This is a genomic window from Streptomyces sp. NBC_01288 (genome assembly GCF_035982055.1).
Taxonomy (GTDB): domain Bacteria; phylum Actinomycetota; class Actinomycetes; order Streptomycetales; family Streptomycetaceae; genus Streptomyces.
This window is the reverse complement of sequence record NZ_CP108427.1, coordinates 2,666,171-2,686,220: the sequence shown is the minus strand read 5'-3', so window position 1 is coordinate 2,686,220 and position 20,050 is coordinate 2,666,171. Positions and strand designations below refer to the sequence as shown.

19 protein-coding genes and 2 pseudogenes are annotated in these 20,050 nt (G+C 70.0%); 11 read left to right on the top strand and 10 right to left on the bottom strand.

Translation table 11 applies throughout. From position 1 onward, the window contains the following. Positions 1-122 precede the first annotated feature (122 nt). Positions 123-1,334 (top strand): AAA family ATPase, encoded by a 1,212-nt coding sequence (locus tag OG194_RS11465; RefSeq protein ID WP_327400770.1) that lies wholly within the window; start codon positions 123-125, stop codon positions 1,332-1,334. Between the two features lie 20 nt (positions 1,335-1,354). Beyond that, the gene (locus tag OG194_RS11460) at positions 1,355-2,974 is read left to right on the top strand and encodes a vWA domain-containing protein (RefSeq protein ID WP_327400769.1); all 1,620 of its coding nucleotides are present in this window, start codon (positions 1,355-1,357) and stop codon (positions 2,972-2,974) included. A 315-nt stretch (positions 2,975-3,289) separates the two neighbouring features. Here OG194_RS11460 and OG194_RS11455 read toward each other — a convergent pair whose 3' ends face one another. Then, positions 3,290-5,059 carry a thiamine pyrophosphate-dependent enzyme gene (locus OG194_RS11455; protein ID WP_327400768.1) on the bottom strand — a complete coding sequence of 590 codons (1,770 nt, stop codon included), beginning with the start codon at positions 5,057-5,059 and terminating at the stop codon, positions 3,290-3,292. Between the two features lie 37 nt (positions 5,060-5,096). Beyond that, positions 5,097-6,665, bottom strand: coding sequence for an FMN-binding glutamate synthase family protein (locus tag OG194_RS11450; RefSeq protein ID WP_442811788.1), 1,569 nt, complete (start codon positions 6,663-6,665; stop codon positions 5,097-5,099). Positions 6,666-7,041: 376 nt separating this feature from the next. Between OG194_RS11450 and OG194_RS11445 the strand changes: the two genes are divergently transcribed. The 6 genes and pseudogenes from OG194_RS11445 to OG194_RS11420 all read left to right on the top strand — a co-directional run. Beyond that, a complete protein-coding gene (locus tag OG194_RS11445) occupies positions 7,042-7,392 on the top strand; it encodes a PRC-barrel domain containing protein (protein ID WP_327400767.1) in 351 nt (116 codons plus the stop codon). 196 nt (positions 7,393-7,588) lie between these two features. Continuing rightward, a complete protein-coding gene (locus tag OG194_RS11440; protein WP_327400766.1) occupies positions 7,589-7,837 on the top strand; it encodes a hypothetical protein in 249 nt (82 codons plus the stop codon). Between the two features lie 219 nt (positions 7,838-8,056). After that, entirely contained in the window at positions 8,057-8,401 is a 345-nt protein-coding gene (locus OG194_RS11435; RefSeq protein ID WP_327400765.1) for a hypothetical protein, read from the top strand. Positions 8,402-8,453: 52 nt separating this feature from the next. Further along, complete coding sequence (locus OG194_RS11430) at positions 8,454-9,419, top strand: LLM class F420-dependent oxidoreductase (protein WP_327400764.1); 966 nt, start codon at positions 8,454-8,456, stop codon at positions 9,417-9,419. Positions 9,420-9,435: 16 nt separating this feature from the next. Next, positions 9,436-10,107, top strand: a complete 672-nt coding sequence (locus OG194_RS11425) for an HAD family hydrolase (RefSeq protein ID WP_327400763.1) — start codon at positions 9,436-9,438, stop codon at positions 10,105-10,107. Between the two features lie 550 nt (positions 10,108-10,657). Next, positions 10,658-11,323: pseudogene (locus OG194_RS11420) on the top strand (SDR family NAD(P)-dependent oxidoreductase); the annotation flags it as partial. Between the two features lie 24 nt (positions 11,324-11,347). Here OG194_RS11420 and OG194_RS11415 read toward each other — a convergent pair. After that, entirely contained in the window at positions 11,348-11,836 is a 489-nt protein-coding gene (locus tag OG194_RS11415) for a flavin reductase family protein (protein ID WP_327400762.1), read from the bottom strand. Between the two features lie 80 nt (positions 11,837-11,916). Between OG194_RS11415 and OG194_RS11410 the strand changes: the two are divergent. Together OG194_RS11410 and OG194_RS11405 are read left to right on the top strand one after the other, a co-directional pair. Continuing rightward, positions 11,917-12,257 (top strand): annotated as a pseudogene (locus OG194_RS11410) (iron-containing redox enzyme family protein); the annotation flags it as partial. Between the two features lie 23 nt (positions 12,258-12,280). Next, positions 12,281-13,459, top strand: coding sequence for an AI-2E family transporter (locus tag OG194_RS11405; protein ID WP_327400761.1), 1,179 nt, complete (start codon positions 12,281-12,283; stop codon positions 13,457-13,459). A 379-nt stretch (positions 13,460-13,838) separates the two neighbouring features. Here the strand turns inward: OG194_RS11405 and OG194_RS11400 are convergent, their stop codons facing one another. The 4 genes from OG194_RS11400 to OG194_RS11385 form a co-directional block, all read right to left on the bottom strand. Beyond that, a complete protein-coding gene (locus OG194_RS11400) occupies positions 13,839-14,069 on the bottom strand; it encodes a DUF5133 domain-containing protein (protein WP_327400760.1) in 231 nt (76 codons plus the stop codon). A gap of 155 nt (positions 14,070-14,224) precedes the next feature. Continuing rightward, positions 14,225-14,674 carry a response regulator gene (locus tag OG194_RS11395; protein WP_327400759.1) on the bottom strand — a complete coding sequence of 150 codons (450 nt, stop codon included), beginning with the start codon at positions 14,672-14,674 and terminating at the stop codon, positions 14,225-14,227. Between the two features lie 813 nt (positions 14,675-15,487). Beyond that, positions 15,488-16,444 (bottom strand): LLM class F420-dependent oxidoreductase, encoded by a 957-nt coding sequence (locus OG194_RS11390; RefSeq protein WP_327400758.1) that lies wholly within the window; start codon positions 16,442-16,444, stop codon positions 15,488-15,490. Positions 16,445-16,525: 81 nt separating this feature from the next. Continuing rightward, on the bottom strand, positions 16,526-17,206 hold the full coding sequence (locus tag OG194_RS11385; protein ID WP_327400757.1) for an anti-sigma factor antagonist: 681 nt from the start codon (positions 17,204-17,206) through the stop codon (positions 16,526-16,528). Between the two features lie 209 nt (positions 17,207-17,415). Here OG194_RS11385 and OG194_RS11380 point away from each other — a divergent pair, with 209 nt between their 5' ends. Then, entirely contained in the window at positions 17,416-17,787 is a 372-nt protein-coding gene (locus tag OG194_RS11380) for a helix-turn-helix transcriptional regulator (RefSeq protein WP_327400756.1), read from the top strand. Positions 17,788-18,342: 555 nt separating this feature from the next. Here OG194_RS11380 and OG194_RS11375 read toward each other — a convergent pair. From OG194_RS11375 to OG194_RS11365, 3 genes are all read right to left on the bottom strand, one after another. Next, positions 18,343-18,984, bottom strand: a complete 642-nt coding sequence (locus OG194_RS11375) for a hypothetical protein (protein ID WP_327400755.1) — start codon at positions 18,982-18,984, stop codon at positions 18,343-18,345. A gap of 241 nt (positions 18,985-19,225) precedes the next feature. Beyond that, the gene (locus OG194_RS11370) at positions 19,226-19,354 is read right to left on the bottom strand and encodes an LPFR motif small protein (protein WP_266732075.1); all 129 of its coding nucleotides are present in this window, start codon (positions 19,352-19,354) and stop codon (positions 19,226-19,228) included. A gap of 106 nt (positions 19,355-19,460) precedes the next feature. Further along, positions 19,461-20,027 carry a DJ-1/PfpI/YhbO family deglycase/protease gene (locus tag OG194_RS11365; RefSeq protein ID WP_327400754.1) on the bottom strand — a complete coding sequence of 189 codons (567 nt, stop codon included), beginning with the start codon at positions 20,025-20,027 and terminating at the stop codon, positions 19,461-19,463. Positions 20,028-20,050 lie beyond the last annotated feature (23 nt).

Genomic DNA, 20,050 nt, shown 5'->3' with positions numbered 1-20,050 from the left:
CCTGTTCCTGGAGAGCGGTCCCGTCCGGCAGTTTCTCCCTTGGCCGCCTCGCACCTCGTCGTAGCCTCGCAGGAAGGGTCGTCTCTTCAGCCCAACAGGGCATCACAGGCTAGGAGTTGACAATGGGCGAGCTGGGCACTCAGGGCGGCGTGCAGGACACCGCCAAGAGGCTGCGGGCGATCGGCGACGAGTTGTCGGACCGCTTCTACGAGCGGGCCGACGTGGTGCGGACGCTGATCGTGACGCTGCTGGCCGGACAGCACTCGCTGCTGCTCGGCCCGCCCGGAACGGCGAAGTCCGAGCTGGCCCGGGAGCTCACGGGCAGGTTCGAGGGGGCGTCCTACTGGGAGATCCTCCTCTCGAAGTTCACCGCGCCGACGAGGATGTTCGGCCCCGTCGACGTCGCGGCGCTGGCCCGGGGCGAGTACCGCCAGGTCTACGACGGCCGCGCCACGACCGCGCACATCGCGTTCATCGACGAGATCTTCAAGTGCTCCACGGCCGCGCTGAACGAGACACTGGGCTTTCTCAACGAGCGGATCTACCACCCCGAGAGCGGCGGCGAGCCGATCAACTGCCCCCTGATCGGAGCCATCACGGCGAGCAACGAACTGCCCAGCGGAGACGACACGGCCGCGATCTACGATCGACTGCTGGTGCGGATCGAGGTCGGGTACCTGGAAGACCCCGCCCATTTCGCCGCGCTGGTCCGCTCCGCCGTCAGCCGCCCGGCGCCACCGACCCGGACCACGGTCGAACTGGCCGCGTTGCAGCAGGCCGTGACCGAGGCCGTCCCGGCCGTGGACGTCCCCGACGTGATCGTCGATGCGGTGTGCACCCTGCGGGCCGCCCTGCGCCGCAAGGAACTCGTCGCCTCCGACCGCCGCTGGCGGCAGGCGGTGGGTCTGCTCCAGGCGTCCGCGTACCTCGACGGGCGCCCGGCGGTCGCCGAGACCGACCTGTCGGTGCTGACCCACGTGCTGTGGGACTCCCCGGCCCAACGCCCCACCGTCGAGCGCGAGGTGCTGCATCTGGTCAACCCCGATGCCAAGGAGGCACTCGACCTGGCCGACGCCATCGATGAGCTGGAGGCCCAACTCGACGCCATGGCAGGGCAGTCCCGCGAGGCGCTGAGCGAGTGGGTCATCAAGAAGGCCCACAACCAGCTCGCCACAGCCGGCAAGCGACTGGAGAGGCTACGCGTGGAGGCGGCGGGCGCCGGCCGCTCCACCGCCGCCATCGACCGGGTCACCGGCCGCCAGCGCGCCGTCCGCGCCCGCGTTCTCACCGAGGCGCTCGGGATGGACGCGAGCATGGTGCAGGCGCAGCTCTGAACACCGGGGGATCAGGACCCATGGACGAGACACGGGGCAGGCTCGACGAACTGACGAGCCGGGCCGGGAGGGGGCTGGGCGGATCCGCCGTCGCGTCCGAGCAGCACACCACGGCGGTGGTCGCGGACCGGTTCGACCGGTTCACCTGGCAGGACACCTATGGGCAGTCGGCCGGACTGCGGGACCTGGCCGAGGAGTTGAACCAGCGCTACGACCACACCACCGACCTCCTCGCCGACGCGTTCCTGGCCGCCTACAAGGTCGTACCGCGGTTGCGCGAGTGCGCGGAGATGGACCCCTCCCGGCTGGTCAACCACCAGGTCATCACCTCGCTCCTGGACTCACCGGAGTTCGCCGAGCTGCACCGGGAGACGGCCGGCGACCCCTACGCCGCCGCCATGGCCGTGCTCGCCCAGGCCGCCGCGCTGCGCCGGATACTGGAGCGCTCCCGGGACGCCCAGGAACAGGCCGAGCAGGCGAAGAGGGCCCGGCAGGCCGCCGAAGATGCCGCGACCGCCGTGGGCGAGGCGCTCCAGGAGGCCATCGACCAGGCCGACGAGGACGGCACCGTGCCGTCCCCCGCCGACGACGCCGTACGACAGGCGGTCGAGGCCGCCGGTGCCGCCGAGGCCACCGCACGGCAGGCCGCCCGGGACGCCGCGCAGATCCTCACGGCGGCGGCCCCCGGTATCCGTGCCGCCGCGCGGAACGCGGTGGCGAAGGCCGCCGAGGCCGCGCGGGAGGGTGGCACACTGATGCGGGCATGGGGAGTCGGTCCCGGCCAGCTGGAGCGGATGCCGTTCGGCCAGCGCGCCCGGCTCGCCGAGCGGCTGCGCACCGGCCGGCTCGCCGAGTGGGCCGAACTGATCGGCCGTTTCCGGCAGATGGCCGATGGCGAGCGCGCCCGCAAGGTCGAGAACGCCACCGGAGAACTGGTCGGCGTCACCCTCGGCAACGACCTCTCCCGCGTCATCCCCTCCGAACTCGCCAACCTCGGACTGCCCGCACTGCGCGCGGTGTTCGCGGCGCGCTACGCCGCCGGAGAGCTGATGCTCTACGACAGCCAGGGCGAGCAGAGCACCGGCCAGGGCGCCGTCATCGCGTGCGTCGACACCTCGCACTCCATGTACGAGGCGGGGCCCGGCGGAGTCACCCGGGAGGCGTGGGCCAAGGCGTGTGCCCTGGCGCTCCTCGACCAGGCCCGCCACGCGGGGCGCGACTTCGTCGGCATCCTGTTCTCCGCCGCCGACAAGCTCCAGGTCTTCCGCTTCCCGGCCGACCGGCCCGCCGACATCGCCCAGGTCCTCGACTTCGCGGAGACCTTCCTCGGTGGCGGCACCAGCTACCAGAGGCCCTTGTCGGCGGCCGGCGAACTGCTGGAGGAGGAGTTCGACGACACCACCCGCGCCCGCGGCGACATCGTGATGCTCACCGACGACGACTGCGGCGTCACCGAGACATGGATGCGCGGCTGGAACGAGGCCAAGCACCGGCTCGGCTTCCGCGTCTTCGGCGTGGCCATCGGCGCCCCACGCGTCGCCGAAGCCGACTCGGTCCTGGACGCCCTGTGCGACAACCTGCGCTCCATCGAGGACTTCACCGACGTCCACGCGGCCGCCGACCTCTTCCGCGTGATCTGACCCGGGGCAGACTGCGAGCACGCAGCCGGCCGGCACCGGCGCTTGTCCCGCCGGAGCGATCGACACCGGGAGCGCCGCCGATACCGCGACAACCTTCCTTCGCCTGGAAGGCCCGGATTCGCTTCCCTGCATCCCCGGGCGGGCATGGTCTCGTACGCGTGCGCCCGACCGGAGCGGCGCGGGAACTCCACGACCTCGTGGTCGGAGTGGGCCGGGCAGTTGGTCCCACTCGCCCGACGACCGGACGACCGCCTGTCTTGAGTACCCGACCCGCACGACTGCCGGCGCCCTCGCCGCTTGACGGACGGCACGTGGTCAGTGCTGGGTTTCGTCGCCGTGGCTGCGCAGGAGTTCCTTCATCTTGGCGACGGCGAAGCCCCAGCCCTGTTCGACGGTGGGTTTGGCGGGTACGGCGATCTCGTCCGGGTTGGTCAGGACGTCCAGGAGAACCGGGCCGGGGGTGGCGAACGCGCGCTGTACGGCGTCGTCGAGGTCGGCGGGGTCGGTGACGCGGATGCCGGTGATGCCGAGGGCGGTGGCGACGGCGGCGAAGTCGGGGTTGTCCAGGACGGTACCGAACTCGGGGAGACCGGCTTGTTCCTGTTCCAGCTTGACCATGCCGAGGCGGCGGTTGTCGAAGACGACGAGTTTGACCGGCAGTTGGTAGGACTTGAGGGTCATGAGGTCGCCGAGGAGCATGCTCAGGCCGCCGTCGCCGCAGAAGGCGACGACCTGGCGGTCCCGGTCCAGGTACTGCGCGCCGAGGGCCTGCGGCATTGCGTTGGCCATGGAGCCCAGGTTGTAGGAGCCGAGCAGGCGGCGCGTACCGCGCATCTCGACGAAGCGGGAGAGCCAGACGGTGGCCATTCCGGTGTCCGAGGTGAAGATCGCGTCGTCGGAGGCGCTGCGGTCCACGGCGGCGGCCAGCGACTCCGGGCGGATGCCGTGCTCGCGGTTGTCGAGTGCGGAGCGGACCTTGCCGACCAGACCCTTGTCGTGTGCGGGGTCGGCGAGGCGTGCCTGGCCCTCGCGCCAGCTCAGGAAGTGCTTCCGGGCACCCTCCAGGTGTCCGCGGTCGCGCGCGCCACCCAGGTCGCCCAACTCGCCCGGCTCGGCGGCCAGGTGGTCGAGCAGGTCGCGCACGGTGGCCCCCACGTCGCCGACGAGGCCGATGTCCACCGGGACGCGGCGGCCGATGTGCGCGGGTTCGGTGTCGACCTGGACGACCGTGCGGCCCTCGGGATACCAGTCGCGGTAGGGGAAGTCGGTGCCCAGCAGGAGCAGGGTGTCGGCGGAGTGCATGGCTCCGGCCGCCGCCGGGTTGCCGATCAGGCCGGTCTGGCCGACCTGGAAGGGGTTGTCGCCCTCGAAGCCCTCCTTGGCCTTCAACGTCAGCACCATCGGGGCCGCGAGACGGTCGGCCAGTGCGAGCACGTCCTCGCGGGCGGCGCGGGCGCCCTGCCCGACCAGCAGGGTGATCCGGTCCGCAGAGGAGAGGAGGTCGGCGGCCTGCCGTACCGCGGACGCCTCGGGGCGGGTGGTGGGCGTGGTGAGGGAGAAGCGGGCGGGACGGTCGTGGTGCAGTTCGCGGTCGCCGAGGTCGCCCGGCACGGTGAGGACCGCGACGCCCTTGTGGCCCAGGGCGTTGCGCACCGCCGTCTCCAGGAGCTGCGGCAGCTGGTCGGGGGCGGTGATGGTGGCGCGGAAGACCGCCACGTCTCGGAAGAGCAGGTCGTTGTCGACCTCTTGGAAGGCGTCGCTGCCCAGCTCGGACAGGGGGACCTGGCCGGCGATGGCCAGGACGGGCGTACGGCTCTTGGCCGCGTCGTAGAGGCCGTTGAGCAGGTGGACGGAGCCGGGGCCGACCGTGCCCATGCACACGCCGAGGCGGTCGGTGAGCTGGGACTGGGCGCTCGCGGCGAAGGCGGCGGCCTCCTCGTGGCGGCAGCCGACCCACTCCACGTCGTCGGTGGTGCGGATGGCGTCGGTGAGGGGGTTGAGCGCGTCCCCCACGACGCCGAACACCTGGCGGACGCCGAGTTCGCTGAGGGCGTCCACGATGACGCGGGCGACTGTACGTGCCACGGAGTTCCTCCAGGTCGGATCGTGCAGCGGGTGCGGGTCAGATGGTGAAGTGGTCGGGGTCGGCGGCTTTCCAGTCCGCTGCCCAGTCGGGCGGGGGCTCGGCCAGCAGTTGGCCGGGGGAGAGCCACTCGTAGAGCACGTCGTAGGAGCGCACGGTCTGCGGGTCGACGCGCCGGCGCAGCATGTGCGGGCGGAGCTGGGAGGGGTCGGTGACTCCCATGGAGGCCATGATCTGTAGGGCGCTGCCCACGGTGGCCTCCTGGAGGCGTCGTACGCGCGCGGCCTTGTCGCCGACGTCCAGCGCGCGGGCCCGGCGCGGGTCCTGGGTGGTGACGCCGACGGGGCAGGTGTTGGTGTGGCAGCGCTGGGCCTGGATGCAGCCGACCGCGAACATCATGGCGCGGGCCGCGTTGCCGTAGTCGGCGCCCTGGACCATGCGTTTGACGAGGTCCGCCCCGGTGGCGATCTTGCCGCTCGCGCCGATCCGGATCCGGTCCCGCAGACCCGCGCCGACCAGCGCGTTGTGGACGGTCATCAGACCCTCGGTGAGCGGGGTGCCGACGTGGTCCGCGAATTCGAGCGGGGCGGCACCGGTGCCTCCCTCTCCGCCGTCGACGATGATGAAGTCGGGCGCGGTGCCCTCCTCGATCATCGCCTTGCACACGGCGAGGAACTGCCGCCGTGAACCCGGGCACAGCTTGAAACCGGCAGGCTTGCCGCCGGACAGCTCCCGCATCCGCGCGATGAAACGGACGAGTTCACGAGGCGTGGAGAACACCCGGTGATACGGCGGTGAGATGACCGTCTGTCCCTCGGGGACGTCCCGCACCTTGGCGATCTCCGCGTTCACCTTGGCGCCCGGCAGCACGCCCCCGATACCGGGTTTGGCGCCCTGCGACAGCTTGAGCGACACGCACCTGACGCTGTCGCCCGACGCCTTCTCGGCGAACTCCCCGGCATCGAAGTCCCCGTCCCGGGTCCGGCAGCCGAAGTAGCCGGTGCCGATCTCCCAGACCAGGTCGCCGCCCGGGCGCAGGTGGTACTCCGAGAGCCCGCCCTCACCGGTGTCGTGCGCGAAACCGCCCGCCGCGGCCCCCTGGTTGAGGGCGAGTACGGCGTTGGCGGAGAGCGAGCCGAAGCTCATCGCGGAGACGTTCAGCAGGGCCATGTCGTAGGGCCGGGTGCAGTCCGGGCCGCCGATGCGTACGCGCGGCGGTTCTTCGGGCACCGGGCGCGGGGCCATTGAGGGAACCAGGTATTCGTATCCCGCCTGGTACACGTCGCGTTCGGTGCCGAACGGCTCCTCGGCGGCGGTGCCCTTGGCCCGCTCGTAGACGATGCTGCGGATGTCCCGGTCGAAGGGGCGGCCGTCGAAGTTCCGCTCGACGAAGTACTGCTGCAACTCGGGACGGATGCGTTCCAGCAGGAAGCGGGCGTGCCCGATCACCGGATAGTTGCGCAGCACCGAGTGCCGCCGCTGGGCCAGGTCCCACACGCCGATCACGCCGAGCGCGGCGAGTGGCGCTGCGGCCGTCCACCACCAGGGCGACACGGTCACGGCCATACCCACGCCTGCGAGGGCGGCGCCCACGACCACGGCGATCATTCCGATTCTCAGCACGGCCCACGGGTAACCCGCTCGGCCCGTCTCATGCGGACCGGCCGTGTCTGCCTGGCGAAAGGTCTCGGTCGGGACGGTCGGCGACGTGCCGTGGAAACGAGGCCGAAAAACACCCGCATGGCATACGGCACAGAGGGCACAACTGCCTTCCGGAAAGGGGAATCGACATGGCTGTGTTGATTCTTGTACTTCTCCTCGCGCTGATTTTGAGTGACGCCGGATTCGCGATCCATTGACGCGTAGTCGACATTTCAAATTGTGTGGGACCGAAAACGGTGGGCACTCGACCCGCCGAGGGACGCCCACCGAAATTCCGGACGGGCTTCCTCGGTATTTCACGCGCCGCAAGGGGAGGTTTTGTATGACGGACAACATGTGGGGCTACCAGGCCGAGTCGGGTCACCAGACGGGGACGGACCTGACCGGGTTCAAGGTCGAGGCGAGCGACGGCTCGATCGGCAAGGTCGACAAGCACTCCGAGGACGTCGGAGCCGCGTACATCGTCGTCGACACCGGAGTGTGGATCTTCGGCAAGCAGGTTCTGCTCCCCGCCGGTGTCATCTCGACCATCGACGTCGCGGACCGTACGGTCCACGTCGGCCGCACCAAGGAAGAGATCAAGAACTCCCCCGAGTTCGACAAGGACAAGCACATCGGTGACGCCGGCTATCACGAGCAGGTCGGCGGCTACTACGGAGGCCACCGAGCCTGACGGTCACCACAGCGCACAGGGGCGGGTACCGGCGTTCTGCCGGTGCCCGCCCTTCGCCGTGCCCGGGCAGTCCCACCGATGCCCTGGACCTTCGCACGGCCCGGCCCCCAGGTCAGGGGTGCCGAGGCCGGATTTGTCGTCGGCCGTCGGGGTACCCGCCCCTGACACCCACCCCGCGCGAGGAAGCGAGAACGCCGTGAGCGAGCGCCGCCCGGAAGCCCCGGGAATCACCGGAGGGCCGAAACCGAAGCCGATACCGAGGGACCTGCCCGATCAGCAGGCCGGCGCCGACGCCGACGAGCAGCGCGAGCCGGAGGGCCGTGATCCGGGGAACCCCGACCCGACGATCCCCGACACGGACGAGGCCGGCACCGGGAAGAGGGGCGCCGCGCATTCCGGGAACGCACGTCCGGGGCACCCCGTACCCGACGAACCGCCCGGCTGACGCTCCGCGCGACGTGGGAGCCGAGGCGGGCGACGCTGGAGGGGACGCCCCGTGACCGTCACCGCAGGACGGGTTGCCGGCGAGGACACAGGGTGGATGCGCGTGCCCGGCCCAGTGACCGGCCCGTCTCTCGACAGCCCGCCGGACCCGCCCCGCCGCCACCGTGAACGCGTGCGTCTGATCATCCACGCCCCGTCCGACCCAAGGAGAGTGAGCCCGATGGCCACTGTGAATCTCACCGGAGCGTCCAAGGAGGACGCCGCCACCGTCTTCGGCGTCCTGCGGACCGCGTTCCCCACCGACCGGCCCTCCGACGACGTGCCCCAGGAACAGCCGGGCGACCGATCCGCCGTGTGGAGTGCGGAGTTCGAGCCGACGCAGGAGTGGATCCCGACCGATCCGATCCCCCTGGAGGGCTCGGTCTCCGCCACGCTGCAGGGCGGTTACGTCGCCGTGGACCAGTTGTTCGAAGCCCTGAGCACCGCGTTCGCCGTGGACCACTGGGGCGCGGCGTCGGGTGACCAGGAGAAGGAGGTCGATCTGCGGCTCAGCAGCAAGCGGTGACGAGGCGGGAAGCCGTCCCGGAACCACCCCGACCCACGAGGAGATGAGCGGCATGGTGCAGATCGGGTACACGATGATGACCGAGCAGGCGGGTCCGCGGGAGCTGGTGGGCCATGTGGTCGGCGCCGAGCGGGCCGGTTTCGACTTCTCCGTCACGTCCGACCACTACTTCCCCTGGCTGGAGTCCCAGGGCCACGCCTCCTACGCGTGGAGCGTCCTCGGCGCCGCCGCGCAGGCCACGGACCGCATTCCGCTGATGACGTACGTGACGTGTCCGACGACCCGCTATCACCCGGCGGTCGTCGCCCAGAAGGCCGCCACCCTGCAACTCCTGTCCCAGGGACGGTTCCGCCTCGGTCTCGGCTCCGGGGAGAACCTCAACGAGCATGTGGTGGGCGGCGGTTGGCCCGCCGCGCACGTCCGGCTGGCGCGGCTGGAGGAGGCCGTGGAGATCATCCGCGCGCTCCTCGCGGGAGAGAACGTCAACCACCACGGCGCCCACTTCGACGTGGAGAACGCCAAAGTGTGGGACCTGCCCGACACACCCCTGCCGATCGGGGTCGCGGTCTCCGGCGACAGCTCGTGCGAACTCGCGGGCCGCCTCGCCGACTTGCTGATCGCCACCGAACCCAGGCCGGAGTTGACCTCCGCGTTCGACGGATACGGGGGTGCGGGCAAGCCCAAGGTCGGCCAACTGCCCATCTGCTACGACCCCGACCGCGACGCGGCGATCGCCCGCGCCCACGACCAGTTCCGCTGGTTCGGCGGCGGCTGGCCGGTCAACTCCGAACTTCCCGGCCCCGCCGCGTTCGAGGGCGCCACCCAGTTCGTACGGCCCGAGGACGTCGCCGAGTCCATTCCGTGCGGCGACGACGTGCAGGCGGTCGTAGAGGCCGTACGGCCTTACGTGGACGCGGGGTTCACCGAGGTCGCGCTCGTCCAGATCGGCGGCGACCACCAGGAGCCGTACCTGGAATGGGCCGAACAGAAGCTGCTGCCCGCCCTCCGCGAACTGTGAGCCGGAGGAGACCGGGATGAGCACGAGACGCGCCGCGATCTTCGACGTCGACGGAACCCTCGTCGACACCAACCACCTCCACGTCGTCACCTGGTGGGAGGCGTTCAGACAGGGCGGCCACCACGTCCCGATGCGGGAGATCCACCGGGCCGTGGGCCTCGGCGGCCACGACCTGATCGAGCACCTGCTCGGCAAGGACCGCGACCCGGAGGACGACGACCAGTTCGTCGCGGCCCACCACGCCCTCTACGCCACCTACTTCGACCGTCTGCCGGCCCTGGAGGCGGCGGGCGACCTGCTGCGCGCCCTGGCCGGCCGGGGCTGGACGATCGTCCTGGCGACCTCGGCGAGCGGCGCGGAACTCTCCGCGCTGCGCCGCGCGATCGACGCGGACGACGTCATCCTCGGCGCGGCGAGCGCGGACGACGTCGCCGACGGCAAACCCGCCCCCGACCCCGTCCGACAGGCCAGGAAACTCGCCGACGTTGCGAGCGAACGGGCCGTGTTCGTCGGCGACACCGTGTGGGACATGAAGGCCGCCGTACGGGACGGAGTGGTCCCGGTGGCGGTGCTGTCCGGCGGAATCCCGCGCGCGGACCTGGAGACGGCCGGCGCCCACGCGGTGTACCGGGATCCCGTCGACCTCCTCGGACGCCTGGACTCCAGCGTCTTCGCCGACAGGGAGTGACCGAGGTCGCGGTGGGACGAGGTGGGGGCGGGCGCCGGGCAGTTGACGACACCGTTGGCGGGACTGCCGTTCCCGGCGTGGTGCTTACCGACGTCGCGCAAGAATCGCGACCGTGGGGGTCATCGCCCTCCCAGTCACCAGAACTTGACGCGGGCTCGTCCGCGCGGCGCGTGGGAGTTCCGTTGCCCCCTCGTGGAGGCTCCATCTCCTCACGCGTCGGGTACCTCGTCCGCACTGTTCCGGCTCCGCCGTCGGATCTGCCGCTCGCTCGCCGCGCGCTCTTCGGTGTGTGCGTCAGCAGGACGACACCCATGCCTGCCGCCGCGATCTGTGTGGATGCGGCCATCCCCAGGAGGGGTACGGCTCCGAGCCCGCCCAGGGCGCCGGTCCCGGCCGCTCCCACCGCGGCCGCCGTGCTCTTCAATCCGGCGCCGAGGGTGAAGATCTGGGTGCGCAGCGGCCGCGGCACGCGCCTGCGCCGTTCTCGTGACGCCGACAGCGCCGTGACCGGACGGGAGAGGGCGCAGACAAGAGGGCGCGAGGAGTGGCCGACGAGTGCAGGCGGGTCACCGAGGTCAGCTGTCTGGGCTTCGTGCACGGCACCCGGGCCGCGCTCCGGCGCATGATCCCGCGGAACGCCGGCGTGATCGTGCAGGTCGGCTCGGCCCTCGGCGACCGGTCCATCCCCTTGCGGTCCGCCTACTGCGGTGCCAAGCACGCCGTCAACGGCTTCACGTCGAGCGTGCGCACCGAACTCATGCACCGGGGCAGCCACGTGCACATCACCGTGGTGCGGATGCCGGCGGTCAACACCCCGCAGTTCTCCTGGGTGTTGTCCCGGCTGCCGAAGCAACCCCAGCCCGTACCGCCCATCTACCAGCCCGAGGTGGCCGCCCAGGCCGTGGTCAACGCGGCGGACCATCCGCACCGCAAGCAGTACTACGTGGGCACGTCCACCGCCGCGACCGTCCTCGCCAACAAACTGGCGCCCGCCCTGCTGGACCGCTACCTCACCCGCACGACCAACCTCTGGCTCCCCGCGGACGAAGCCCCGGAGCACGACTACGGCGCACACGGTCCCTTCGACGAGACGTCCCACCCCCGCTCGGCGCAGGCGGCACTCGCGCGGCACCCCGGCCTGGTGGCGGCTGCCGCGACGGGTGCGGCGGCGGCAGCGGTAGGGCTGGGAGCGGCGGCTCCACGGCGCAGGCGCTGAACCTCGTCGACGGTGGCCGACGGCTCAGTCCGCCGGGTGGCCCGGGGTGATGTCATGGGTGTCGTTGAGCGTCAGCAGAGGGGTTCGGTCATCCGCGCGGCTCTCCGCCGCCTCCGGAGCGAGCAGGAAACCGACGTGGTCGCCGCCGTCGACCCGGTTCTCCACCCGGCCGACGAACCAGGCGGGAGCCTCGTCGAGGATCAGTGATCCGCCCGGTCCCGGATGCCACGGCAGGTCCGTGAACTTGTCGGTACGGTCGCCGGTCTCGCCGCCGAAGTGCCGGGCCAGCCGGTCCTGGTCGTGACGGAGGAGGTGGACCGCGAGGCGTTCGGCGTGCTCGGCGATCCGGTACGTCCGGTTGGCCTTGGACAGCCAGACCATGAACCGGGCGGGCCGGATCGAACACTGCGAGGCGAATCCGACCAGACAGCCGGCGCGTTCCCCGTCGGCCTCGGCGGTCACGACGTACATCGGATAGTCGAGCAGGTCGGTGAAGGGATCGAGATCGGTCACGGTGCCTGGCTCCCGCCTCAAGAGATCGGATGTCGGTGGGCGGCTGCGACGCCCGCATGATCGTGGAAGTGTCCGTCCACGCGGCCGGCGCGGAGACGCTGACCAGCGTCAATCTCATGTCGCTGGTCGGACTCCATCGTGCGTTGCGCGGAGCGCTGGTGGGCGTTTCGCGGCCGTGGAGATCATCTCGTCGCCCGGCTCACGGTGTCTCGCCCCGGGACTGCGACGGGTCGATGCGGGCTCTGCCGCTGTCCACTTCCACGGGAATCACCTCCTCACCGCCTGGCGAGGCGGCCGTAGTTCACTGCGCACTCCGTTGCGACCTGCCCTCGACACAGAGGCGGGACAGGCGGGCCCCGTGTGTACGCGGTACGAGCGGTCGGCCTGGGTACCCGGGACGGGTGGCCACCCACCCGGGTGAGGCAGCCGAGGAGAGGCGTCGCGATGTCTGCGCAGTCCGAGTCCGGGTCCGCCCGGGACGAGCACGGCGGGCCGGAAAGGGCGGACGTGAACGGCTCCGACGGCGGACCTGCCGACGCCGTACAGGACTTCCGGAAGGCGCCGCAGCGGCCCCCGCAACGAGATGCACGCGGCGGGCGCAAGCGGTCCTGGGTGACGGTCGGTTTCGCTCTGGGGCTGGGGGCGAGTCTGGCGTGGCTCGCCGTCCAGACGGTTCTGCGGGTCGGTTCGATGCTGACCCTGATCCTGCTGGCCGTGTTCATCGCGATCAGCCTGGAACCGCTCGTCGTCTGGTTCACGGGCCGGGGTCTGCGGCGCGGCTGGGCCGTCGCGATCGTACTGACGGGGTTCGTCGTCGTGCTCGCCGGATTCCTGGCGCTGGTCATTCCGCCGGTCGCCAAGGAGATCAGCGCGCTGGTCGACGCGGTGCCGGGCTGGCTGGAGCAGGTCCACAACCACCAGTCCACGATCGGGCGCCTGGAGGACCGCTATCACGTGGTCGAGAGGGCCAAGGAGCAGATCGGTTCGGGAGGCGGAGCGTCCGGTCTGGCAGGAGGCGTCCTGGGCGCCGGCCAGCTGGTCCTGAGTACGGTCACGTCCACGGCGATCGTGATCACGGTGACCCTGTACTGCATGGCGGCCCTGCCGACGGTCAAACAGTTCGGCTACCGCTTCGTGGCGGCCAGCCGCCGTGAGCGCGTCGAGGGCGTGGCCGAGGAAGTCATGAACCGGATCGGCAAGTTCATGCTCGGCAACCTCGTCACCTCGGGGATCGCCGGCGTGGCGACCTTCGGCTGGTGCGCGGCCACCGGTGTCCCGTACGCCGCCGCGCTGGGGATCTTCACCGCGCTGATGGACCTGATCCCGATCGTCGGCTCCACGCTCGCCGGGATCGTCGTCAGTCTTGTCGCGCTGTCCGTGTCGCTGCCCGTCGCGATCGCGACCGCGGTCTTCTACGTCGTCTTCCGGGTCGTCGAGGACTATCTCATCGTGCCCAGGGCGATGAAGTTCGCCGTGGACGTGCATCCGCTGGTCACCGTCCTCGCGGTGCTGGTCGGCGGGGCGCTGCTCGGCATCATCGGCGCGCTTGTCGCCATTCCGGCGGCCGTTGCCGTCGGCCTGGTCCTCGACGAGTACGTCTTCCCGAAGAAGGAACGGAAATGACGCGGACCTCGCCTCCGGTGACCCGCCGGGACCAGGCTCGGCACGTGGCCTCACCGACGCGGTGAGCCGGCGCAGCCCGGACGCCCCTGGGCAGGCATCAGGGAGGCCGAAACCGGAGCCGATACCGCGCCATGCTCGGCTCGACGTCCATCCGGTCCGCCACGATCGGATCCTCGCCGGCGAAGGCAACCCGACCCCCGGATCCGCCGTCGTGCTTCCCTCCGATGCTCACCCGCCACCCGCTTTCAGCGGTTCCGTAAGCAGACGTGATCGACGGAAAACACCGATGGCCGCGCGGGAGCGACGGGACGCACCGTTTCACGGGAAATTCGAGCAGAAATACTTCCCACGGAGGGCCGAAGGCCTTGGGAGTACGAGGTCAGCCGGCGCTGAGTACGGAGTCGTCCTGGGGGCGGGCGCCGGGCAGTTGGTGGCGGGCGGCGATGAGGGCGACGTCGACGTCCTGCGTGCCGGTGGAGACGCACAGCGTGTAGGCGATGTCGTCCATCCGGCGCTGTGCGGCAGGGCTGCCGTTCTCGGCATGCAGTGCGAGCAGGGTCTCGTACTGCTCGATCAGGTCCTTCAGCACGGCGGGGTGAGCCATCAGCACCAGGAGCCTCCTTTCTTGTGAACCTGTCGTTCGCGAGGCGAATACCCCCGGCCCGCTCGCCCATGCGGCTGTGATCGGCAGGTGACGTGTTGGTCGTCGCGTAGGCGTCCGGCATGGCGTCCACGAGATATCCGGCTCGCTCGGCGTGAGCGGATTCAGACGCCGCTGCGGGGCAGGCGTACGACCTGGACGAAGAAGTTGTCGATCTGGCGGATGGCGGCGATGAACTGGTTCAGGTCGACGGGTTTGGTGACGTAGGCGTTGGCGTGCAGTTTGTAGCTGCGCAGGATGTCCTCCTCGGCCGCCGAGGTGGTGAGGACGACCACCGGGATGTGGGTGAGCTCCGGGTCCGACTTGATCTTCTCCAGTACCTGGCGGCCGTCGTATTTGGGCAGGTTGAGGTCGAGGAGGATGAGGCCCGGGCGAACCGCGTGCGTGTGCGTGCCGCGCCGGTAGAGGAAGTCGAGTGCTTCCTCGCCGTCCCGCGCGACGTGCAGGGTGTTGCCTATCTTGTTGTCCTCGAACGCCTCGCGGGTCATCAGCTCGTCGCCTGGGTCGTCCTCGACGAGAAGGATGTCTATGGGGGTGGCGGCAGCGGTGGTCATGTCAGGGCCTTCTTCTCGGTACGGGCGTCGGAGCCGTTCGCCGGAGGGTCGGCGGCCGGGAGAGTGAGGCAGAAGCATCTGCCCTTGATACGGCCGGTGTTGAGCTGAATGCAGCCGTGCTGCTCGACGATCTTCTTGCACAGGGCGAGTCCGGGCAGGGGAACTTCCGGACGTTGCCACCGGGTTCTGCCACAGCATGGCCAGCGCTGTGGGGTCGTCGACGATCTCGGACATGCCGTGCGGCCGACCGACGCGGGCGCCGTACACCTCGACGGCCGGAGTCGTTGCACAGGAAGCGAGATCCGCTGTGCGGTAAGAATCTTTCCTGAGTGCTGCCGTCCGGCGGCCAACTCCGGCTGAGAGCAGGAGAATTGGCGATGGCAGTCGCCGTCAGCGGTCGGCGATGACGGCGGGCGCCGGCGCGGGGATCAGTGTTCTCCCGGTCGCGAGATCCTCACGTGGGATCGTCCTCACGGCGCTTGGAGCGTGCGGGAGCCGTTCCAACTCGAAACCGCCAAAGGATGAGGCCGGGGCCCGTAGTGGTTCCTCAGCCGGAGGGGCGGGCCCCGGCTGGCGGCGGTTGTGGTCCTCGCACTCGCCCATGAGCAGCCCGGTGAGGAAGCCTCATCGGACAGGCTCTCGTGTTCAGTGCGCGATGGTGCCGGCGGCCTGGGAACTCATAGTGGGTAGTCGCAGCATCCGGCAGCGGGTCGATCGCCGGCTCGGAGGCGGCCACGGCTTCCCGGCGTCCTGTGGGGAGGTGACGCGGGGTGCCGACCGTGATCGTCCCTGTCCGCAGGGTGTGGGGGCTTGTCAGTCTCCGAGTCGGGGCAGCACCTTGGTGCGGTAGAAGTCGAAGAAGCCCTGTTGGTCCGGCCCGATCTGGTTGACGTAGACGGTGTCGAACCCGGCGTCGACGTACTCCTTGACCGCCTGGACGTGGGCGTCCGGATCATCGCCGCAGGTGACGTTCGCCTCGACGCGGTCGGGGCCGACGAGCTCCGATGCCTGCTCGAAGTGGCGGGGGGTGGGCAGGAGTTGGGCGAGTTCGCCGGGGAGCTGTTCGTTGGCCCAGAGATGGTGTGCCGTGCGGACGGCTTCGTCCTTGTCGGTTGCCCAGCAGACCTTGAGTCCCGCGGAGACGGGTTTGGTTCCGCCGCCGCTGCGCCGGAACCGTTCGATGGCGGGGGCGTCCGGGGCCATGGTGATGAATCCGTCCCCGATGCGGCCGGCGACCTCGGCGGCGTGCGGGCCGAACGCGGAGACGTCGATGGGCACCGGCTCGTCGGGCACCGTGTACAGGCGGGCGTTCTCCACCGTGTAGTGCTTGCCGCGGTGGCTGATCTGGTTCCCGGTGAACAGCTCCCGCATGACGTGGACGGCTTCTTCCAGCATTTCCAGGCGTACGTCGGCCTCGGGCCAGGCGTCACCGAGGATGTGTTCGTTGAGCGCCTCGCCGCTGCCGATGCCGAGCCGGAAGCGGCCGTCCAGCTGTACGGCGCTGGTGGCCGCCGCCTGGGCGACGACGGCCGGGTGCGTACGGATGAGGGGGCAGGTCACGGCGGTCTGCACGGGCAGCGAGACGGCTTGCGAGAGGGCGCCGATCACCGACCAGACGAAGGGGCTCTGCCCCTGGTTGTCGTTCCAGGGGTGGTAGTGGTCCGAGATCCACAACGACGTGAACCCGGCCTGCTCCGCCATCCTGGCCTGCTCCACCAGCTCGGCGGGACCGTGTTCCTCGCAGGACAGGAAGTAACCGAACTCCGTCATGGCGCTCTCCTCACGGGTGGTGGGTCGTCCGTCCTCCGGGTGGCCGTGGAGCGCACCGGGAAACGTCCGTCCCGCGCCGGTCTATGCCGGGCGTGAGATCTCGGTGATCGCCGTGGTGATCCGCTGGTGCAGGTGGTCGGGCAGCGGTGGCCCGTTGACCGAGTCGACGAGGTCCTCGGCGAGCTGGTGGAGTTTGGTGTTGGTGTGCTGGGAGACGTCGACCAGGACGCTCCAGGCGTCCTCGGGGCTGAGGCCGAAGGAGGCCATCAGGACTCCGCGGGCCAGGTCGATGACCGGCCGGGTCAGCATCGCGCGCTTGAGTTGCACAACCTCGACGCGAAGCTCCTCGGCCTCGTCGGACACCCCGTTCTCCTCCATCAGGTCGTGCGTCGCGGCCAAATGTTCGTGCCACTCGTGGGCAAAGCCGTTGACGGGCGCACGCGCGTGGGTGAACAGCGACGACGTGTCAGTCAGAGCGAACAGCCTCTCCACCCACGGACTGAGAGCCCGCACGCCGATCGTCTTGCCGTCCTCCAGCGCGAGCCGGCGGACGCGCAGCAGGACGTTGAGGCCGGAACAGTCGCAGAATCCGACTCCGGTCAGGTCGAGATCGACGCCTGCGGGAGACCGGGCCAGTGCCAGGCGGAGAGCCTGCTGCATGGTCTGTTCCGTGTCGATGTCGATCTCTCCGGAGACCGTCACGACCGTCCGGTTCCCGGCGGGGTGCGTCACGATCTCCAGGAAGGCCGACGGGGCAACCACCGCTGGGACGCGCGTCGTTGCACAGACGGCTCGGCTGCTGCTCCTGGGCGGAGCGGAAGATCCGTGTTCTGACATGGCAGTCGCTCCCGAAGCGTTCGCCTGTCCTCTGCCGCTACAAGTTTCATCCGGCCATGGAAGCCCGTCAAGATATACCTGAAATCTATTTCGCGCCTTTGAATACGCGAATGTTACGCCCTAGGCTGGGGTGTATGGGTGGAGTATCCGAGACACATGCCGGATGGACGTTTCTCACCAGCCATGCCCGGGTGCTGGCCACGATCGCCGAGGATCACCGCATCCGCATCCGTGACATCGCGGCGCGGTGCCGGCTCACCGAGAGGGCCGTCCAGAAGATCATTTCCGATCTGGAGGAGGACGGTTATCTCACCCACACCCGGGAGGGGCGCACGAACGCGTATCGCATCGAGCCAGGGACCATCCTGAGGCATCCGGCCGAGGCCGGGATGCCGGTCGAAGCACTGCTGTCCGTCCTCGCGCGGCATGACGCGCAGCGTGACGAGCGGCCGCGGCGGTCGCCGCCGGCACCGCGGCGTGCGCGTGATTCCGAATCCGCCGGGTGACGGCGGCGACCTGACCGCTGGAGTGCCTCCGCACCTACAGGCGGGTGGTCACATCGCACGCGGAGCGTGAGCGGCGCTGTCTGAAGCGTGCGGCAGGGGGATTCGGGTGTGGCTGAGTGGCCAAGGGGACTCGGTCCGCGGAGTCGCCTTCCTGGCCGATTCGGTGACACGGGATCCGTGGCCCAGGGACCGTCTGTCTCACGGGTGCCCACAACCTCGCCGGTTTTGAGAGGCGTCCATGGCAGAACTGCCGGTGCCTTTGCGAGGCTTGGACGATGAGCGGTCACTGGGCGGTCACTGCGGCAGCTCTCCGAGTCCGGGCTTGGCCCACTGCCGTTCACGGACATCCGGAAGGCGTACCACCGGGCCGGTGATGTCGGTCGCCGGCCGGGACCGGCTCCCGCGCCAGTCGCAGGCCCGCTCTCCCTTCGGGGATGCACCGTTGGTGGATCCAACCCCCGCCCGTCACCACTGTCCTGCGGTGAATACCTCCTCGGCGGAGGAGTACGCAGGCTCCGCATCGCGGGGTTCGCTGGTGAGCGGGCCGGAACAGCTTCAGTGCAGGATGCTGACCGCGCGGGCGATCACCAGGAGCGACGTCACCAGAGCGGCGACGCTCTCCACGCTCATCAGGAACTTGGCGCGTGAGGAGAGCGGCATGGTGTCCGTGGGGCTGAAGGCCGTGGAGTTGGTCACCGACACGTAGAGGTAGTCCATCAGCGTGGGCACCCAGTCGGATGTCTTGCTGGCGCCGTCGGAGACCTCCTGGACGGCGTCGTCGTTCTCGTCCTGCGAGAAACGGAAGTCCGCCAACGGCAGTGATTCACGGGGCACTTGGGTCCGGCTGACCGGGCCGCCGCGGTCCAACTCCCAGTAGGCCAGACCGAAGACGATGATGTTGGTGAGCCAGATCTGCAACGAGGCCAGCAACAGTGCCCGGCCGTCCTTCACTTCGGCGGACACCAGCTCATGGATCAGAGTTCCCAGCGCGAGGAGGTTGCTCGCCCCGATCATGGCGACGAGCGTCAGTGACAGGACGCGGAACGTCCGCGTTTGTCGAGTCAGCCGCCGCGGGTTGATCGCCACGAGAGGTACGAGCAGCACACACTCCAGGGCGGGCAGTACGTAGCGGGGGGCGACCAGGAGCCGCTGGGGCAGGAAGAGGTACAGCGCGATGGCGACGAGTGTCGCTGCCACAGCCGGTAGCCGAGCCTCTCCGCGGCGCTCGTGCCGAGGATGTCTGAAACGGGCTTCTTCACGCGCTCGCGGCATGACTCGTCCTCAACCTCGTCCTCACCTGGGGCATGAAAATCGGCACATCGGTCCGCAGAGGCCCGGCGCCGCTTCCGTGCGAACGCCTGCCCGCAAGGACGCCCAGCGGTTCCGGACCACTGGGCGCATGGCCCCCGGCGCAGGCAGGCGGTGCGCACCGGTGTTCTCAGTGATGGCCGTGTGCGCTGTCGGAGGCGCCCCCGAAGAGCCGGGCGACGGCGCGGAAGGGCAGGGTGACGACGGTGGCGATCGCGCCGCCGATCGAGCGCAGTACGTCAGCGATGGCCTTGAGCATGGAGGATCCAATCTTCGAGAAGGGCGCCCCCGAGCTGGGGAGCGCCGTCCTGGACAGGGCGGTATGGCACGGAGTACGGCTGCCCTCCGCGGGCGGGGTTTGTCGTTCAGGACCCGATGAGGGCCTTGTTGATCGAGTCGAGGAAGGCGTCGAGATCCTTGGGCGTGCGGGAGGTGATCAGGGTGTAGCCGCCCGCGGTGTCGCTGACCACGGGTTCGTCGACCCAGGACGCGGCTCCGGCGTTGCGGATGTCGGTGCGCAGTGAGGCGTAGGACGTCATGGTCTTGCCCCGGACGGCGTCCGCTTCGACCAGGGCCCAAGGGCCGTGGCAGATGGCGGCGATCGGGCGGCCCGAGGCGACGAACGCTTTGACGATGGCGAGCGCCTTGTCGTCGAGGCGGAGCTGGTCGGCGTTGAGGGTGCCGCCGGGAAGCAGCAGGAGCTGGTGGTCGCCCGGGTCCACCACGTCGAAGGTGGCGTCGGGCTCCACGGTTTCGCCGGGGTCCTTGTCTCCCACCAGGGTCTGGACCGGGTCCGCCGTGGCGGCGGCGACGGTGACGTCCGCGTCGTCCGCCCGCAGCCGCTTGAGCGGCACCAGCAGTTCGTCCTGTTCGACTCCGTAGTTGGTGACGAGCGCCAGTACGCGGTGGCCGTCGAGGGGCTTGTCAGCCATGGTGACGCGCCTTTCTTCGGGAC

What these genes read in the sequence shown, in the direction of transcription:
- OG194_RS11465 (WP_327400770.1), top strand. Translation starts at nt 123, where the DNA reads ATGGGCGAGCTGGGCACTCAGGGCGGCGTGCAGGACACCGCCAAGAGG.
- OG194_RS11430 (WP_327400764.1), top strand. Translation starts at nt 8,454, where the DNA reads ATGGTGCAGATCGGGTACACGATGATGACCGAGCAGGCGGGTCCGCGG.
- OG194_RS11460 (WP_327400769.1), top strand. Translation starts at nt 1,355, where the DNA reads ATGGACGAGACACGGGGCAGGCTCGACGAACTGACGAGCCGGGCCGGG.
- OG194_RS11450 (WP_442811788.1), bottom strand. Translation starts at nt 6,665, where the DNA reads ATGATCGCCGTGGTCGTGGGCGCCGCCCTCGCAGGCGTGGGTATGGCC.
- OG194_RS11395 (WP_327400759.1), bottom strand. Translation starts at nt 14,674, where the DNA reads ATGACCACCGCTGCCGCCACCCCCATAGACATCCTTCTCGTCGAGGAC.
- OG194_RS11365 (WP_327400754.1), bottom strand. Translation starts at nt 20,027, where the DNA reads ATGGCTGACAAGCCCCTCGACGGCCACCGCGTACTGGCGCTCGTCACC.
- OG194_RS11425 (WP_327400763.1), top strand. Translation starts at nt 9,436, where the DNA reads ATGAGCACGAGACGCGCCGCGATCTTCGACGTCGACGGAACCCTCGTC.
- OG194_RS11380 (WP_327400756.1), top strand. Translation starts at nt 17,416, where the DNA reads ATGGGTGGAGTATCCGAGACACATGCCGGATGGACGTTTCTCACCAGC.
- OG194_RS11390 (WP_327400758.1), bottom strand. Translation starts at nt 16,444, where the DNA reads ATGACGGAGTTCGGTTACTTCCTGTCCTGCGAGGAACACGGTCCCGCC.
- OG194_RS11445 (WP_327400767.1), top strand. Translation starts at nt 7,042, where the DNA reads ATGACGGACAACATGTGGGGCTACCAGGCCGAGTCGGGTCACCAGACG.
- OG194_RS11435 (WP_327400765.1), top strand. Translation starts at nt 8,057, where the DNA reads ATGGCCACTGTGAATCTCACCGGAGCGTCCAAGGAGGACGCCGCCACC.
- OG194_RS11405 (WP_327400761.1), top strand. Translation starts at nt 12,281, where the DNA reads ATGTCTGCGCAGTCCGAGTCCGGGTCCGCCCGGGACGAGCACGGCGGG.
- OG194_RS11370 (WP_266732075.1), bottom strand. Translation starts at nt 19,354, where the DNA reads ATGCTCAAGGCCATCGCTGACGTACTGCGCTCGATCGGCGGCGCGATC.